Annotated in this window: 14 protein-coding genes; 4 read left to right on the top strand and 10 right to left on the bottom strand. The window is 65.8% G+C overall.

Annotated features, from left to right (window positions below; translation table 11 throughout):
• Positions 1 to 80 precede the first annotated feature (80 nt).
• On the bottom strand, positions 81 to 1,304 hold the full coding sequence (locus MMB74_RS13500) for an anhydro-N-acetylmuramic acid kinase (protein ID WP_277429145.1): 1,224 nt from the start codon (positions 1,302 to 1,304) through the stop codon (positions 81 to 83).
• Between the two features lie 189 nt (positions 1,305 to 1,493).
• Here MMB74_RS13500 and tyrS point away from each other — a divergent pair, with 189 nt between their 5' ends.
• The 3 genes from tyrS to MMB74_RS13485 all read left to right on the top strand — a co-directional run bounded on the left by tyrS (position 1,494) and on the right by MMB74_RS13485 (position 3,994).
• Positions 1,494 to 2,741: a tyrosine--tRNA ligase gene (tyrS, locus tag MMB74_RS13495; protein WP_277429144.1), complete on the top strand. Its 1,248-nt coding sequence runs from the start codon at positions 1,494 to 1,496 to the stop codon at positions 2,739 to 2,741.
• A gap of 85 nt (positions 2,742 to 2,826) precedes the next feature.
• Positions 2,827 to 3,285 carry a D-aminoacyl-tRNA deacylase gene (dtd, locus tag MMB74_RS13490; protein WP_277429143.1) on the top strand — a complete coding sequence of 153 codons (459 nt, stop codon included), beginning with the start codon at positions 2,827 to 2,829 and terminating at the stop codon, positions 3,283 to 3,285.
• A 37-nt stretch (positions 3,286 to 3,322) separates the two neighbouring features.
• Entirely contained in the window at positions 3,323 to 3,994 is a 672-nt protein-coding gene (locus tag MMB74_RS13485; protein ID WP_277429142.1) for a histidine phosphatase family protein, read from the top strand.
• Between the two features lie 4 nt (positions 3,995 to 3,998).
• On the opposite strand, the gene MMB74_RS13480 is transcribed toward MMB74_RS13485, so the two are convergent.
• From MMB74_RS13480 to MMB74_RS13440, 9 genes are all read right to left on the bottom strand, one after another.
• A complete protein-coding gene (locus MMB74_RS13480; RefSeq protein ID WP_277429141.1) occupies positions 3,999 to 4,898 on the bottom strand; it encodes an oxygenase MpaB family protein in 900 nt (299 codons plus the stop codon).
• 79 nt (positions 4,899 to 4,977) lie between these two features.
• The gene (gene ruvB, locus MMB74_RS13475; protein WP_277429140.1) at positions 4,978 to 6,045 is read right to left on the bottom strand and encodes a Holliday junction branch migration DNA helicase RuvB; all 1,068 of its coding nucleotides are present in this window, start codon (positions 6,043 to 6,045) and stop codon (positions 4,978 to 4,980) included.
• A gap of 114 nt (positions 6,046 to 6,159) precedes the next feature.
• Positions 6,160 to 6,741, bottom strand: a complete 582-nt coding sequence (gene ruvA, locus MMB74_RS13470; protein ID WP_277429139.1) for a Holliday junction branch migration protein RuvA — start codon at positions 6,739 to 6,741, stop codon at positions 6,160 to 6,162.
• Positions 6,742 to 6,907: 166 nt separating this feature from the next.
• The gene (gene ruvC, locus MMB74_RS13465; RefSeq protein ID WP_277429138.1) at positions 6,908 to 7,450 is read right to left on the bottom strand and encodes a crossover junction endodeoxyribonuclease RuvC; all 543 of its coding nucleotides are present in this window, start codon (positions 7,448 to 7,450) and stop codon (positions 6,908 to 6,910) included.
• A 201-nt stretch (positions 7,451 to 7,651) separates the two neighbouring features.
• Positions 7,652 to 9,217 carry a bifunctional phosphoribosylaminoimidazolecarboxamide formyltransferase/IMP cyclohydrolase gene (gene purH, locus MMB74_RS13460; RefSeq protein WP_277429137.1) on the bottom strand — a complete coding sequence of 522 codons (1,566 nt, stop codon included), beginning with the start codon at positions 9,215 to 9,217 and terminating at the stop codon, positions 7,652 to 7,654.
• Between the two features lie 39 nt (positions 9,218 to 9,256).
• On the bottom strand, positions 9,257 to 9,490 hold the full coding sequence (locus MMB74_RS13455) for a Fis family transcriptional regulator (protein WP_102609481.1): 234 nt from the start codon (positions 9,488 to 9,490) through the stop codon (positions 9,257 to 9,259).
• The gene (dusB, locus tag MMB74_RS13450; protein WP_277429258.1) at positions 9,487 to 10,548 is read right to left on the bottom strand and encodes a tRNA dihydrouridine synthase DusB; all 1,062 of its coding nucleotides are present in this window, start codon (positions 10,546 to 10,548) and stop codon (positions 9,487 to 9,489) included. Before dusB ends, MMB74_RS13455 begins: the two co-directional genes overlap by 4 nt.
• A 158-nt stretch (positions 10,549 to 10,706) precedes the next feature.
• Positions 10,707 to 11,903 (bottom strand): UbiH/UbiF/VisC/COQ6 family ubiquinone biosynthesis hydroxylase, encoded by a 1,197-nt coding sequence (locus MMB74_RS13445; protein ID WP_277429136.1) that lies wholly within the window; start codon positions 11,901 to 11,903, stop codon positions 10,707 to 10,709.
• A 3-nt stretch (positions 11,904 to 11,906) separates the two neighbouring features.
• Complete coding sequence (locus MMB74_RS13440; RefSeq protein ID WP_277429135.1) at positions 11,907 to 13,310, bottom strand: aminopeptidase P N-terminal domain-containing protein; 1,404 nt, start codon at positions 13,308 to 13,310, stop codon at positions 11,907 to 11,909.
• A gap of 261 nt (positions 13,311 to 13,571) precedes the next feature.
• Here MMB74_RS13440 and MMB74_RS13435 point away from each other — a divergent pair, with 261 nt between their 5' ends.
• Entirely contained in the window at positions 13,572 to 14,189 is a 618-nt protein-coding gene (locus tag MMB74_RS13435) for a glutathione S-transferase C-terminal domain-containing protein (protein ID WP_277429134.1), read from the top strand.
• Positions 14,190 to 14,249: the final 60 nt, after the last annotated feature.

The raw sequence follows: 14,249 nt of genomic DNA, 5'->3' as shown, positions 1-14,249 counted from the left end.
TGAGCGGCACGGTCCGCTTCGCATCGCTGAACGGGGCTGCGGCCCCGTTTTTCATAGGTACGGCTTCGCCGCGCGCTCGCCTACCGGGGGTAGATCGCGCCGAGCACGCGCTCGCCGGCCGCGCCGGTAACGGCGGGTAAATTGCCTGCCGCGCGCTCCACACAGCGCATCGCGAGCCACGCAAAGGCGAGCGCCTCGACATGATGGGGGGGCACGCCGAGGGCTTCGGTCGTCATGACGGGCACTCCGCTCACGCCGCTTTGATCGAGTGCGCGCTCGAGCGCCTTCAACAGTTCCGGATTGCGGGCCCCGCCGCCGCAGACGTAGACGGCGCGGCACCCCGCCGCATGCCGCTCGATCTCACGTGCGACGCTCACGGCGGTGAGCGCCGTGAGCGTTGCTTGCACGTCGGCGGGCGCGAGCGATGCGAAGCTGGCGAGTTTGGCGTCGAGCCATTCGCTGTTGAATAGGTCTCGCCCGGTGCTCTTGGGTGGCGCTTGCTCGAAAAAAGGCTCGTCGAGCAGGGCGTTCAGCAGCGCTTGGTTCACGGCCCCGGTTGCCGCGAATCGCCCCGCCTCGTCGTACGGAGCCCCCAGATGCCGACGCGCCCATTCGTCGAGCAGCACGTTGGCCGGACCGCAATCGAAACCGCGCACGGCATGGCCGTCGTCCGCGGCCACTTGAGCGCCGTTGCGGGACTGCGCTCGCGTGCGAGCGGGCGGCAACACAGTGATGTTGCTGATGCCGCCTAAATTGCAGACGACGCGCGTTTCGTCTTCGGCGCCGAAAACCCGAGCGTGAAAGGCGGGTACGAGCGGCGCGCCTTGGCCGCCCGCGGCGACGTCGCGGCTGCGGAAATCCGCCACCACATCGATATGGGTCATTTCCGCCAGCAAAGCGGGGTTATTGATCTGGCGTGTGTAGCCTTTCTCGGGACGGTGGCGCACCGTTTGGCCGTGAACGCCGATTGCCCGCACGCTCGTGGGCGCGATGTTGGCGCTGCGTAGCAGCTCGTGGCAACAGACGGCGTACCGAGCCGCGAGCGCCGAGGCGGCCAGCGCTTCGCGCTCGATTTCGTTCTCGCCCGGCTGCTGCAGCGCGAATAGCGCGTCGCGCAAGCCGTCGGCAAAGCCGACGAACGCATCGGCCAGCACGACCGGCGCCTCGCCGTCGCGCAATTGAACGGCGATGCCGTCGACGCCGTCCATGCTCGTGCCCGACATCAGGCCGAAGTACACGCCGTCGGCGCCCGTTTGCCGCGTGCTCGCCGCCAATTCCTGCTCCTCGTCGTGATTGCGGGCCATGCGCGCGGCCCGAACAAGGCGTCCTGCGCCCGTTTGCCAAACCGATTATCCGCGAGAACGAGCGTGCGCGCTAACGGCCGCCCATCATTGCACCCTCCACCGGAACGCTAGGAGGCGGCCCAGATATGGGACAATTACGGCTTTTGCACCATCCGCCAGCCGGATCAACCCGGACCAACCGACTTCAAGATGAGCACCGAGTCTTCCTCCAAGCCCGCCACGCTGCTGCCGATCACCGACGAAGTGCGGCACGCGCTCGCCGTCGCCAAACGCGGCGCCGATGAACTCCTGATCGAAGACGAGTTCGCGCAGAAGCTCGCGCGCAGCGCGGCAACGGGCACGCCGCTGCGCATCAAGCTCGGGCTCGACCCGACCGCGCCCGACATCCACATCGGGCACACGGTCGTGCTCAACAAGATGCGGCAGTTGCAGGATCTCGGTCATAACGTCATTTTCCTGATCGGCGATTTCACGTCGTTGATCGGCGATCCGTCGGGGCGCAACGCAACCCGGCCGCCGCTCACGCGCGAGCAGATCGAATCGAACGCCAAGACGTACTTCGAGCAGGCCGCGCTGGTGCTCGACCGGGAAAAGACCGAGATCCGCTACAACAGCGAATGGTCGATGCCGCTCGGCGCCGACGGCATGATCAAGCTTGCATCGCGCTACACCGTGGCGCGCATGCTCGAGCGCGACGATTTCACGAAGCGCTTTCAAAGCGGCGTACCGATCTCCATCCACGAATTTCTCTACCCGCTGATGCAAGGCTACGACTCGGTCGCGCTCAACGCCGATTTGGAGTTGGGCGGCACCGATCAGAAGTTCAACCTGCTCGTCGGCCGCGAATTGCAAAAGCAGTACGGGCAAGAACAGCAATGCATTTTGACGATGCCGTTGCTCGAAGGCCTCGACGGCGTCGACAAGATGTCCAAGTCGAAGAACAACTACGTCGGCATCAGCGAGAAGCCGAGCGACATGTTCGGCAAGCTCATGAGCATTTCCGACACGCTAATGTGGCGCTACTTCGAATTGCTCTCGTTTCGCAGCCTGGACGAAATCGCGCGCTTCCGTCGCGAAGCGCAAGAAGGACGCAATCCGCGCGACTTCAAAGTCATGCTCGCCCAGGAGATCGTCGCGCGGTTTCATTCGCAAGCCGACGCCGAGCGCGCGCTCGAGGATTTCAATCACCGTGCCAAGGGCGGGGTGCCCGATGACATCGTCTCGGTCACGCTCAGCGGGGCGCCGCTCGGCATCGGTCAATTGCTCAAGCAGGCCGGGCTCGTGCCGTCCACGAGCGAGGCGGTGCGCAATATCGACCAAGGTGGCGTGCGGATCGACGGCACGGTGATTTCCGACAAGGCGCTCAAGCTCGAAGCGGGCGAATACGTGGTTCAGGTGGGCAAGCGCCGCTTCGCACGCGTCACGCTCACGGCATGAGGGGGCGGGCCGTGATGGCGATCGGCTGTTCGAGCAGGCTGCGCGGCACGGGTGGCACGAGCGCGCGTCGCTGGGGAGCCGGGCGATGATCGCGCTGATACAGCGTGTCGCCCAAGCCAGCGTGCGAGTGGGCGAGCGCGTCACGGGCCAGATCGGCCCCGGCCTGCTGGCGCTCGTCTGCGCCGAGCGCGGCGACACCGAAGCAAGCGCCGACAAGTTGCTTGCCAAAGTCCTCGGGTACCGGGTCTTCAGCGATGCGGCCGGCAAGATGAACCTGCCGGTCACCAACATCGATGGCGCCGGCCAGGCCGGCGGCTTGCTGCTCGTGTCTCAATTCACGCTGGCCGCCGATACGAACAGCGGTTTGCGGCCGAGCTTCACGCCGGCCGCGGCGCCGGAAGACGGCAAGCGATTGTTCGACTACTTCGTCACGACGGCGCGCGCTCGCCATTCGATCGTCGAAACCGGCGAATTCGGTGCGATGATGCAGGTCTCGCTCGTCAACGACGGCCCTGTGACGTTCTGGCTGCAAACGCGGCCCTGACTTCCCCTCATTCGCGATTTATCCGCTGGCGCTGCCGATGCCTACCCAAGTGCTTTTCATTCGACATGGCGAGACCGACTGGAATCGCATCAAGCGCATTCAAGGCCATATCGATATCCCGCTGGCCGAAAGCGGCATCGACCAGGCGCAGCGCCTGGCCGAACGGCTGGCGCGCGACGCCCGCGATGCCGCTCGCCTCGATGCGATCTATTCGAGCGATTTACGGCGTGCGCAGCAAACGGCGCAGCCCGCGGCGACTGCGCTCGGGCTAGAGTTGCGGCTGGTCGAAGCGTTGCGCGAGCGCGCATACGGGGTGTTCCAAGGGCACGACAGCCGCGAGATTGCGCAACGCTATCCGGACGAGTATGCGCGCTGGCAAACGCGCGACCCAGGATTTGCCCCCGAGGGCGGCGAATCGGTGCGCTCGTTCTACCACCGCGTGCTGCATGCCGTGGATGAGATCGTGCGCGCGCATCCGGACGGCCGCATCGCCTGTGTGACGCATGGCGGGGTGCTCGATTGCGTGTATCGACGCGCCTGCGGCCTGCCGCTCGATGCTGCGCGCAACTATCCGCTGCTCAATACGAGCATCAACACCGTCGAATTCGTCGAAGACGGCACGGCGCGCGTGCTCAGTTGGGCAGACATCGCGCACTTGTCCGTCGCGAGCGATGACGACGGACTGGCGAGGCGGGAGGGGCAGGGCTAGGGCGTTAGGACGATGACGCCGCTGCCCGGCGCCGCGCGCGCTTGGAAACCGCGTTCACGTGCGCCCATCGAATGACGGGTGCGACCATCCGCACGCCTGGACGCGCCAGCGCGGCATGCATCCGCGCCAATGCGTTGAAACCGAGCATTGCCTGAGCCCAATCGGGCAGCAGATCGACCCCGGCGCTCAGCATCAGCTTCACGGCCGGCCGCATGAGCGGGCGGTCGGGCGGCGCGGCGTGCTGCAGAATCCGCACGACTTCGAGCGTGCGCGAACTCGCCTCGAGCTGCGGCCGCATCTCCGTCAAGTAGCCGGCCACTTGCGCACGCGTTTCGGGCACGTCGGCCGCACCGAGCATCTTTGCGATCGAGGCGACTTCCGCGTAATAGCGGTCTTGCTGCGCGGTCGATAGCGATGGGTCCACGTAACGCAGGTGGGCCGCCAGAAAGCTCGACACTTCCGCCACATGAACCCAGGTCAAGAGCGCCGGATCGCTCGCGCGGTAGGGGCGGCCGTCGGGCGCCACGCCCGTTACCGAGAGATGAATGCGTTTGACGCGCTCGATCAGTGCGAGGGCGTCCGCGCGCGCGCCGTAGGTCGTGCCCGCGATGAAGGTGGCAGTGCGCCGCAGACGGCCACGCATGTCGGTGCGGAACGTCGAATGATCCCAGACCCCGGCGAGTGCGAGCGGATGCAGCGCCTGCAGCATCAAGGCGCTCACGCCGCCGATCATCATTGCCGTGAAATCGGCATGTACGCGCCAGCAGACGGAATCGGGGCCGAACAGGCCCGGATCGCCGGGCGGATTCGCATAATCGAGCGTGGGGCCGCTGCCGCTGGTCACACTGAGCACGCTTTGCGAGACGCGCTCGCGTATGCGCATGATCAAAGGATCATGCTGCATGGTGTGTCCGTCTCGTGGGCGGCGTGCCTGCTCGGACATTGCGATTGGGCCTCGCGTGTTTAAGAAGGGCGACGCGCGCCTATCCGTTGCCTTCGTCGTCCCATAGCGTACGCACGGCGCTCGACGCATCGGGCGTGGCAAGTCCGAAATGGCGATAGGCGGCCAGCGTCGCGACGCGCCCCCGCGGCGTGCGCTGCAAATAACCTTGCTGGATCAGGTACGGCTCGAGCACGTCTTCGATCGTGTCGCGTTCTTCGCCGATCGCGGCAGCGAGATTGTCGACGCCGACAGGGCCGCCGTCGAATTTGTGCAGGATCGCTTCGAGCAACTTGCGGTCCATCAAATCGAAGCCGACCGGATCGACGTCCAGCATGGCCAACGCCGCATCGGCGACGCGCGCCGTGATCGAACCGTCGGCCTTGACTTCGGCATAGTCGCGCACGCGGCGCAGCAGACGATTGGCGATCCGGGGCGTGCCGCGAGACCGCTTAGCAATCTCGAACGCGCCTTCCGGATGAATCTGCGCGCCGAGCAGCGCTGCCGAGCGTCGCACGATGCGCGAAAGTTGCTCGGCGTCGTAAAACTCGAGCCGCGCCACGATGCCGAAGCGATCGCGCAGCGGGTTCGTCAGCATACCGGCGCGCGTGGTTGCGCCAACGAGCGTAAACGGCTGTAGATCGAGCTTCACGCTGCGCGCGGCCGGCCCTTCGCCGATCATGATGTCGATCTGGTAATCCTCCAGCGCCGGGTACAGGATTTCCTCGACCACGGGAGAGAGGCGGTGAATTTCGTCGATGAATAGAACGTCGTTCGCTTCCAGATTCGTGAGCAGCGCCGCCAAATCGCCCGCCCGTTCGAGCACCGGCCCCGACGTTTGGCGCAGGTTGACGCCCATCTCGCGCGCGATGATGTGCGCCAGCGTCGTCTTACCTAGGCCGGGGGGGCCGAACAGCAAAACGTGGTCGAGCGCTTCGGAGCGGCGTTTTGCCGCTTCGATGAAGATTTCGAGCTGCCCGCGCACCTTTTCCTGGCCGACGTATTCGTCGAGTTGACGCGGACGCAGCGCCCGCTCGAAGGCCTCTTCGTGCGTTGACGCGGGTGTCGCGGAAATGATGCGCTCGGCGGCGAGCTTGTCGGTTTCGATCATGTGGGCGATTGTACCGCGCGCGCCGGCTGCTTAGCCGAGCGCATGGGAAAGCGGTTGCGAGCGCTTTCTTGCCGCACGGCGTCGTTGCTTGCGCCCCCCGCCGAGCGGCAGGGGCTACGCCTTCGACAGCGCCTTGAGCGCGAGCTTGATGCCCTCGGAGACGCCCGTGCCCGCCGGCACGTTTTTGATGGCCGCAAGCGCTTCCTTCTCCGAATAACCGAGCGCGAGCAGAGCGTTCAGGATGTCGGAGGCGTGGTCCGATGGCGATGCGGCCGCCGCCGCGGCGCCGATATCGGCGCCGAGCTTGCCCTTCAGTTCGAGGAGCAGCCGTTCGGCCGTTTTTTTGCCGATGCCCGGCACGCGGGTGAGACGCGCCGCATCCTGCAGCGTGACCGCATGTGCGAGTTCTTGCACGCTCATGCCAGAGAGCACGGCCAGCGCCATGCGTGCGCCGATGCCGCTGATCTTGAGCAACTCGCGGAACGTGGCGCGTTCCTGAGCCGTGCCGAAGCCGTACAGCAGGTGCGCGTCTTCACGCACGATGAGCTGCGTCAGCAGGACGACCTTCTCGCCCGTCGACGGCAAGTTATAGAAGGTGCTCATCGGCACGTCGACTTCGTAGCCGACGCCGTTGCAATCGACGAGCAGGTGGGGCGGATTCTTTTCGAGCAGGATGCCGGCGATACGACCGATCATGGCGGGGAGCGCTTAGCGTGACGTGATGGTGGTTAAGGGCGATCGCTTCTAGCGTGACGCGGCGACGCTCATCGAAGGATAACGACGAGCGCCGTGGTTAGGCCGACGGCGAGCGAGCACGAACTGTAGCACCAGACGTTCCGAAATATTCGACCTCGCGCTAGGCTTAGCCCACGAGCCGGCCGCGCCGCACGCGCAGGCCTTTCTTGGCGAGGGCGGGGGCGATGCCCCCCAGCGTTTCGAGCGTGCTGCCGCCGTGTGCGTGGCAAATGGCCATGCCGAGCGCGTCGGCGGCGTCGGTTCCCGGCATGCCCGATAGGCTCAACAAGCGCACGACCATTTGCTGCATCTGCTCTTTCGTTGCGCGGCCGTAGCCTACGACGGCCTGTTTCAGTTGCAGCGCGGTGTATTCGGCCACCGGCACGCCGCCCGCGACGAGGCCGCAAATCGCGGCGCCTCGCGCTTGACCGAGTAGCAGAGTCGATTGGGGGTTGACGTTGACGAACACCTTTTCGATGGCCGACTGATCGGGCGTGTGCTGGCGGATCAGTGCCGAGATGCCTTCGAAGATCGTGCCGAGGCGGGACGGCAGATCGCCGTCGGTCGTGCGGATGACGCCGCTCGTTACGTAGGTGAGCCGTTGCCCCGTTTGTTCGATGACGCCAAAACCCGTCACGCGCAACCCAGGGTCGATGCCAAGGATTCTCATGAATAAAAATCGGACGAAGTGCCTGAGATACTACAGGGAACGGCGCGGCGCGCCTATCATCCTGGCTCGTGCGTCGGCCGCAAAAAGTCGGACCGACGGATCTGGGCGACGACGTATTTCGGGCAGAAAAAAACCCGGCAGTTCAGTTGCCGGGTTTCGTCACGCTGCGACGCGCTGTTCTGCAGCGTCGCCAATGGCTCGTCAATGGCGGAAGTGCCGGACGCCCGTCACCACCATCGCGATGTTGTGCTCGTCGGCGGCGGCGATCACTTCGTCGTCGCGCACCGAACCGCCCGGCTGGATGACGCAGCTCGCGCCCGCGGCGACGACAACGTCGAGGCCGTCGCGGAACGGGAAAAACGCATCGGACGCCACCGCCGAGCCCTGCAACGACAGCCCCGCGTTTTCCGCCTTGATGCTCGCAATGCGCGCCGAGTCGACACGGCTCATTTGGCCCGCGCCTACGCCGAGCGTCATGCCCTTACTGCAGAACACGATCGCATTGGACTTCACGAACTTGGCGACGCGCCAGGCGAACATCAGATCGTCCATCTCTTGCGGTGTCGGATGGCGCTTGGTCACCACGCGCAAATCGCGCGACAGGACATTCTTCGCATCGGGCGACTGCACGAGCAGGCCGCCGCCGACGCGCTTGAAGTCGAAGGCGTTCTGGCCGTCGCCCAATGCGATCTCGAGCACGCGCACGTTCTGCTTGGCGGCGAGCACTTGCTTGGCGCCGTCGGTCAGCGACGGTGCGATCAGCACTTCGACGAACTGCTTCGAGACGGCCTGGGCCGCCGCTTCGTCCACTTCGCGATTGAACGCGATGATGCCGCCGAACGCGGAGGCCGGATCGGTTTGGAACGCCTTGGCGTACGCCTCGGCCGGGCTCGCCGCAACCGCCACGCCGCACGGGTTCGCGTGCTTGATGATGACGCAGGCGGGCGCGTCGAACGTCTTTACGCATTCCCATGCCGCATCGGCATCGGCGATATTGTTGTACGACAGCTCTTTGCCCTGCAATTGGCGATAACCGGCCAGCGCGCCGGCGGGCGCCGTCAGCTCGCGATAGAACGCCGCGCTCTGATGCGGGTTCTCGCCATAGCGCAAGTCCTGCACCTTTTCGAACGCGAGGTTCAACGTGCTCGGGTACGCCACGCGCGACGAATGTTGCAGCGTCTCGGTCAGGCTCGTCAGGTAGTTCGTGATCGCGCCGTCGTATTGCGCCGTATGCGCGAACACTTTCGTCGCCAAACGAAAGTTCGTGGCGTAGCCGACGGCATTGCCGTTCGCGCGCATCTCCGAGAGCACCGTCTCGTAGTCGGCCGGGTCGACGACGACCGTGACGTCGCGATGGTTCTTGGCCGCCGAGCGCAGCATGGTCGGGCCGCCGATATCGATGTTCTCGATCGCGTCTTCGAGCGTGCATTCGTCTTTCGACACGGTGGCGACGAACGGGTACAGGTTCACGACGAGCAGATCGATCGTCGGAATCGAATGCGCTTCGAGCGCGGCCATGTGCTCGGGCAGATCGCGCCGTGCGAGGATGCCGCCGTGCACTTTCGGGTGGAGCGTTTTCACGCGGCCGTCGAGCATCTCGGGAAAGCCCGTGTAATCTGCCACTTCCGTGACCGGAAGGCCGGCATCGGCGAGCAGCTTCGCCGTGCCCCCCGTGGACAGAATCTTGACGCCGAGCTCCGACAGGGAACGAGCGAATGGCACGATGCCGGACTTGTCGGAGACGGAAATGAGCGCTTGCTTGATCATGATGGGAACGAAGGCCGAAAAGGAACGAGGTGGTGCGCGTTACAGCAGCCCATGCTGCTGCAGTTTCTTGCGCAACGTGTTGCGGTTGATGCCGAGGTAATCGGCGGCCAGCGACTGATTGCCGCCGGCCCGCTCGAGCACCACCTCGAGCATCGGTTTCTCGACGCATGACATGACCATGTCATAGACGTCGTGCGGATTGGCGCCGTCGAGATCCTGGAAGTACATGCCCAGGCTGTCGCGGACGCATTGTTCGATATTGTGCTTGCTCATGCTGCTAAGGGTTCGTTTCGGTTCGGCTCGGCGCCTTCGGAGGCCTCGTCCACGTAGACGAGACGGTCCGACAGGGACTCTTGCTCGTCGAAAAATGCGTTGACGGCGTCGAGCTGGTCGCGTGTGGTATCGAGCGTGTTCATCCGGTGCCGGAAGGAATTGGCGCCGGAAAGGCCGCGAGTGTACCAGCCGATGTGCTTGCGCGCCGTGCGCACGCCCGTAAACTCGCCGTAAAACGCATAGTGATCTTCGAGGTGCTCGTTCATCACTTGCCGAATTTCGGCGATGCGCGGCGGCGGCAGCAATTCGCCCGTCGCCAGAAAATGCTCGATTTCCCGAAACAGCCACGGCCGGCCTTGCGCCGCCCGGCCGATCATGATGGCGTCGGCGCCCGTCGCGGCGAGCACGGCGCGCGCCTTGGGCGGCGAATCGATGTCGCCGTTCGCGACGACCGGAATGCGTACGGCCGCTTTCACGGCCGCGATCGTGTCGTACTCGGCTTCGCCGTGGTAGAGATCGGCGCGTGTGCGCCCGTGGACCGTCAGCATCGACACGCCAGCGGCCTCGGCCAGTTGCGCGATGCACACCGCATTGCGGTTCTCGCGGTTCCAACCCGTGCGAATTTTCAGCGTCACGGGCACCGCGTCGGGGCCGATGCCCACGGCATTCACCACGGCCTCGACAATGCGCACGACAAGCGGCTCGTTTTGCAACAGCGCCGATCCGGCTGCGACGTTACACACCTTCTTGGCTGGGCAGCCCATGTTGATGTCGATGATCTGCGCGCCGTTTTGAACGTTGTAGCGGGCCGCCTCGGCCATCATCGACGGATCGGCTCCGGCAATTTGCACGGCGATCGGTTCGACCTCGCCCGCATGGTTCGCGCGGCGCATGGTCTTCTCGCTTTTCCACAACTGGGCGTTGGACGCGACCATTTCCGACACCGCATAGCCCGCGCCGAGCCGTTTGCAAAGCTGACGAAACGGCCGATCCGTCACGCCCGCCATCGGGGCGACGAAAAGGTTGTTGCGCAGAGTGTGCGAGCCGAGCGTAGGCATCATGAAAAGGAGCGGCTGCCCGCGCGGCGGTGGCGCGGGCGCGGGAAGGCGACCAGGGAAACGCGCATTTTACCGTTAACCGTGGACCGAGCGCGCGCCGGGCCGGTACGAACGACATGGCCGGGCGGCGGGCCAGCCGTAAGATCGGACCGGCCGGGCTAGCGCCGTTGGCCGAACATCATCTGCCGCGCGAGCGCCATTTTCGCCGGAGGCAGGCACTCCAGGGCGGTCAAGGCAAGGCCGCGCAAGGCCGCGAGCGGGCCGAAGTCGACCGTGAAGAGCCGCGCGAGCGTATCCGTTGCCCCGATCGTTAGGCGGCGGTCGAGCGCGCGTCTGCGCGCGAATTCGGCCAGTGCTTCGGGCGTCGCGCCCGCGTGAGCCAGCGCGTCGGCAAGCGCGTGTGCGTCGCGCAGTCCCAAGTTGAGCCCCTGCCCGGCGACGGGATGCAGCGTTTGCGCCGCATTGCCGATAGAGGCCATGCGCCCTTCGACCAGCGTGTGCGCCGCGACAAGCCCGAGCGGGAACGCCGCACGCCCCTTGATCGATTCGAAGCGGCCCATGCGCTCGCCGAAGGCTGCGCCCAGTTCGGTCAGCAACTGCGCGTCGGATAGTGCGCCGCGGCGCGCCGCCTGCGCCGGCTGCATGCACCAGACGAGCGCGTAGTCGGCGTGCCGCACGCCGCCCATTGGCAGCAGGGCGATGGGGCCTTCGTCCGTGAAGCGCTCCCACGCCACGTGCGGTTGCGGGGCCGATACGCTGACGATGCCGACAATGGCGGTTTGGCCGTAGTCGCGCGTAGCGCGCTTGGCGGTCGAGGCCTCGCCGTAAAGCCCGCCCTCGGCGTTGATCAGCACACGCGTGCGCAGCGTTCGCTGCACATGCGCGCTTTGGATCGGCAACGTCACGAATTCATTGCCGGCGTTCACCTGCGGCGGCAACGCGCGGCAAGGCGTGAACCAATGCGTCTGGGTGCGGCGCACGGCGAGCGCCAAGGCATGGACGATCGAGCCGTAGCGCGCCACATAGCCGAGCGCCGGCAAGCGGTGCTCGGCGCGCTCGATCAACGTGCGGCCGAAGCGGCCGCGCTGGGAAACATGGATGCGCTCGATCGCATTGGCGTCTGCCGGCCAGGCGCCGAACGGCTCGAGCAGCATGCGGCTGCCTTCGGAGATGGCGATTGCGCGCGGGTCGCCTGCGGCCGCCTCGGGCTCGCGCGCGTCGACGAGCGCAACCGAAAGCGCCGCGCTCGCGCTGCGCCGCGCGAGCCAGGCTGCCAGCGCGAGGCCGACAGGCCCCGCACCGACGATCGTCACGTCGAATTCATGCGGACTGGGCAAGGGGCGAACGTCGCTCATGGCTTACACCGCGCTGGGTTCCTGGCCGGCCTCGCGCATGAGCGCTTCGATCGCGTCGGCTTCGACCGGCACGTCGCGCGTGATCAGCACGCAGCCGTCCTCGGTGACGATCGCGTCGTCCTCGATGCGGATGCCGATGTTCCAATAGGCTTCGGGCACGTCGGCCGCGGCGCGCACGTACAGCCCGGGCTCGATCGTCAGCGCCATCGATGCACGCAACGTCCGCCAGGGCAGCGCGCCTTCGGCGTCGGGCAGGGCCGTGCGCTCGCGGTAGTCGCCGCAGTCATGCACGTCCATGCCGATCCAATGGCCCGTGCGATGCATGTAAAAGCGCGAGTAGGCGCGCTCGGCGACGACATCGTCGACCGTCGAGAACTTGCTGCGATCGACGATGCCGGTATCGAGCAACCCTTGCGCGAGCACGCGCACGGCCGCGTCGTGCGGCGCTTCGAAGCTCACGCCGGGGCGGGTGGCGTCGATCGCTGCCTGCTGCGCGGCCAGCACGATGTCGTACAACTCGCGCTGTGGCCCCGAGAAACGGCCGTTCGCCGGGAACGTGCGCGTGATGTCGGAGGCGTAGCCGTCCAGTTCGCAGGCGGCGTCGATCAGCACGAGGTCGCCGTCGCGCAGCACGGCATTGCCGGCGGGGTAGTGCAACACGCACGCGTTGGCGCCTGCCGCGACGATCGACCCGTACGCCGGCGCCTGGGCGCCGTGGCGGCGGAACGTGTAAAGCAGCTCGGCCTCGAGCTCGAACTCGCGCATGCCCGGACGGCATGCCTGCATGGCCCGCCTGTGCCCTTGAGCGGAAATACGTGCGGCCTCGCGCATGATTGCCAGTTCGTGCTCTTCTTTGACGAGGCGCATGTCGTCGAGCATCGGCATCAAGTCGATGAGCTTCAGTGGCGGAACGATGCCGCTGCGGCTCTGCGCGCGGACCGCGTCGAGCCAGCGCCGCACTTGGCCGTCGAGCTCGCCCGAGCGGCCGAAGCCGTAAAAGAGCGCCGGGGCGTCGCCGATGATGCGCGGCAGTTGAGCGTCGAGCGCCTCGATCGGAAACGCGGCGTCGAAGCCGAATGCTTCGCGCGCCGCCTCGGGGCCGTAGTGGAATCCCTCCCACGTTTCGCGTTCGGCGTCTTTCGTCCGGCAAAACAGGATCGAGGCCGGCTCGCCTGCCTGCGCGGTCGCATCGAGGACCACGAACGACTGCGGCTCGGTAAAGCCGCTCAGGTAATAGAAATAGCTGTCGTGGCGGTACGGATAGTCGGTATCGCGGTTGCGCAGCGCTTCGGGCGCCGTCGGCACGAGCGCGACGCCGCCGCCCGCGGCGCGCATGGCCGCGAGCAGGCGCTCGCGCCGGGCTTGGTAGACGGAGACGGCGATGGGAAATTCGGTCGGCGTGTTCATGGCGCGATTGTACTGCTCAATTGCAGCGGCCCGGCCGCGCGCGCGGCGGCGAGATGGCGGCCGAATAGACATGTTGGCGCCGGCACACGCCGTTTTGGGCGTCGGCGACGTTATACTCTTTCTCGCACTTCAGCGGGCCTGCCCGACTGGCGTTGCGCGAGGCCCTCGTGGCCGGCGCAGCGCAAGCGCGCCGCGCGCACGACGCGGTGGACGCAAAAGCCGTTTCGAGGGTGGTCCGGTGTTTTCATGAGAGAAAGGCAGATGATGAAATTAATCGGTTCGCTGGCGAGCCCCTTCGTCCGTAAGGCGCGGATCGTGCTCGCCGAAAAGAAGATCGACTATCAATTCGTGCTCGAGGATGTCTGGTCGCCCGAGTCGACCATTCATACGTTCAATCCCATCGGCAAGGTGCCGTGCCTGGTGATGGAAGATGGGGAAGCCGTATTCGATTCGCGCGTGATTTGCGAGTATGTCGATATGCTTTCGCCGGTTGGAAAGCTGATTCCGCAGTCTGGCCGAGAGCGTGTCGAAGTGCGCTGCTGGGAGGCGCTTGCCGACGGCATGCTGGACGCGGCCGTGCTGATCCGGCTCGAGGGGACCCAGCGCGACGCAAGCCAACGCAGCGAAGGATGGGTGGCGCGCCAGCAACGCAAAATCGACGAGGGGCTCGTGGCGATGTCGCAAGGGCTCGCCGGCAAGCCGTGGTGCGCGAACAATCACTATACGTTGGCCGATGTCGCCGTCGGCTGCGCACTCGGTTATCTCGACTTCCGCATGCCCGATTTGGATTGGCGCGAGAAATATCCGAACTTGGACAAGCATTTCGCCAAGCTGGCGCAACGGCAATCGTTCGTCGACACGCAACCCGATCCCAATTGACCCGTCGCCCGGCGCTAGCCGGTGCGGTGGGCCGTGTGATGTCGTAGTGGTGCGTCGCGC

Origin of the sequence: Trinickia sp. Y13 (assembly GCF_029522115.1) — a bacterium.
Classification (GTDB): domain Bacteria; phylum Pseudomonadota; class Gammaproteobacteria; order Burkholderiales; family Burkholderiaceae; genus Trinickia.
Note: the sequence above shows the minus strand (reverse complement) of the source record. Positions and strands in the feature narration are given on the sequence as shown.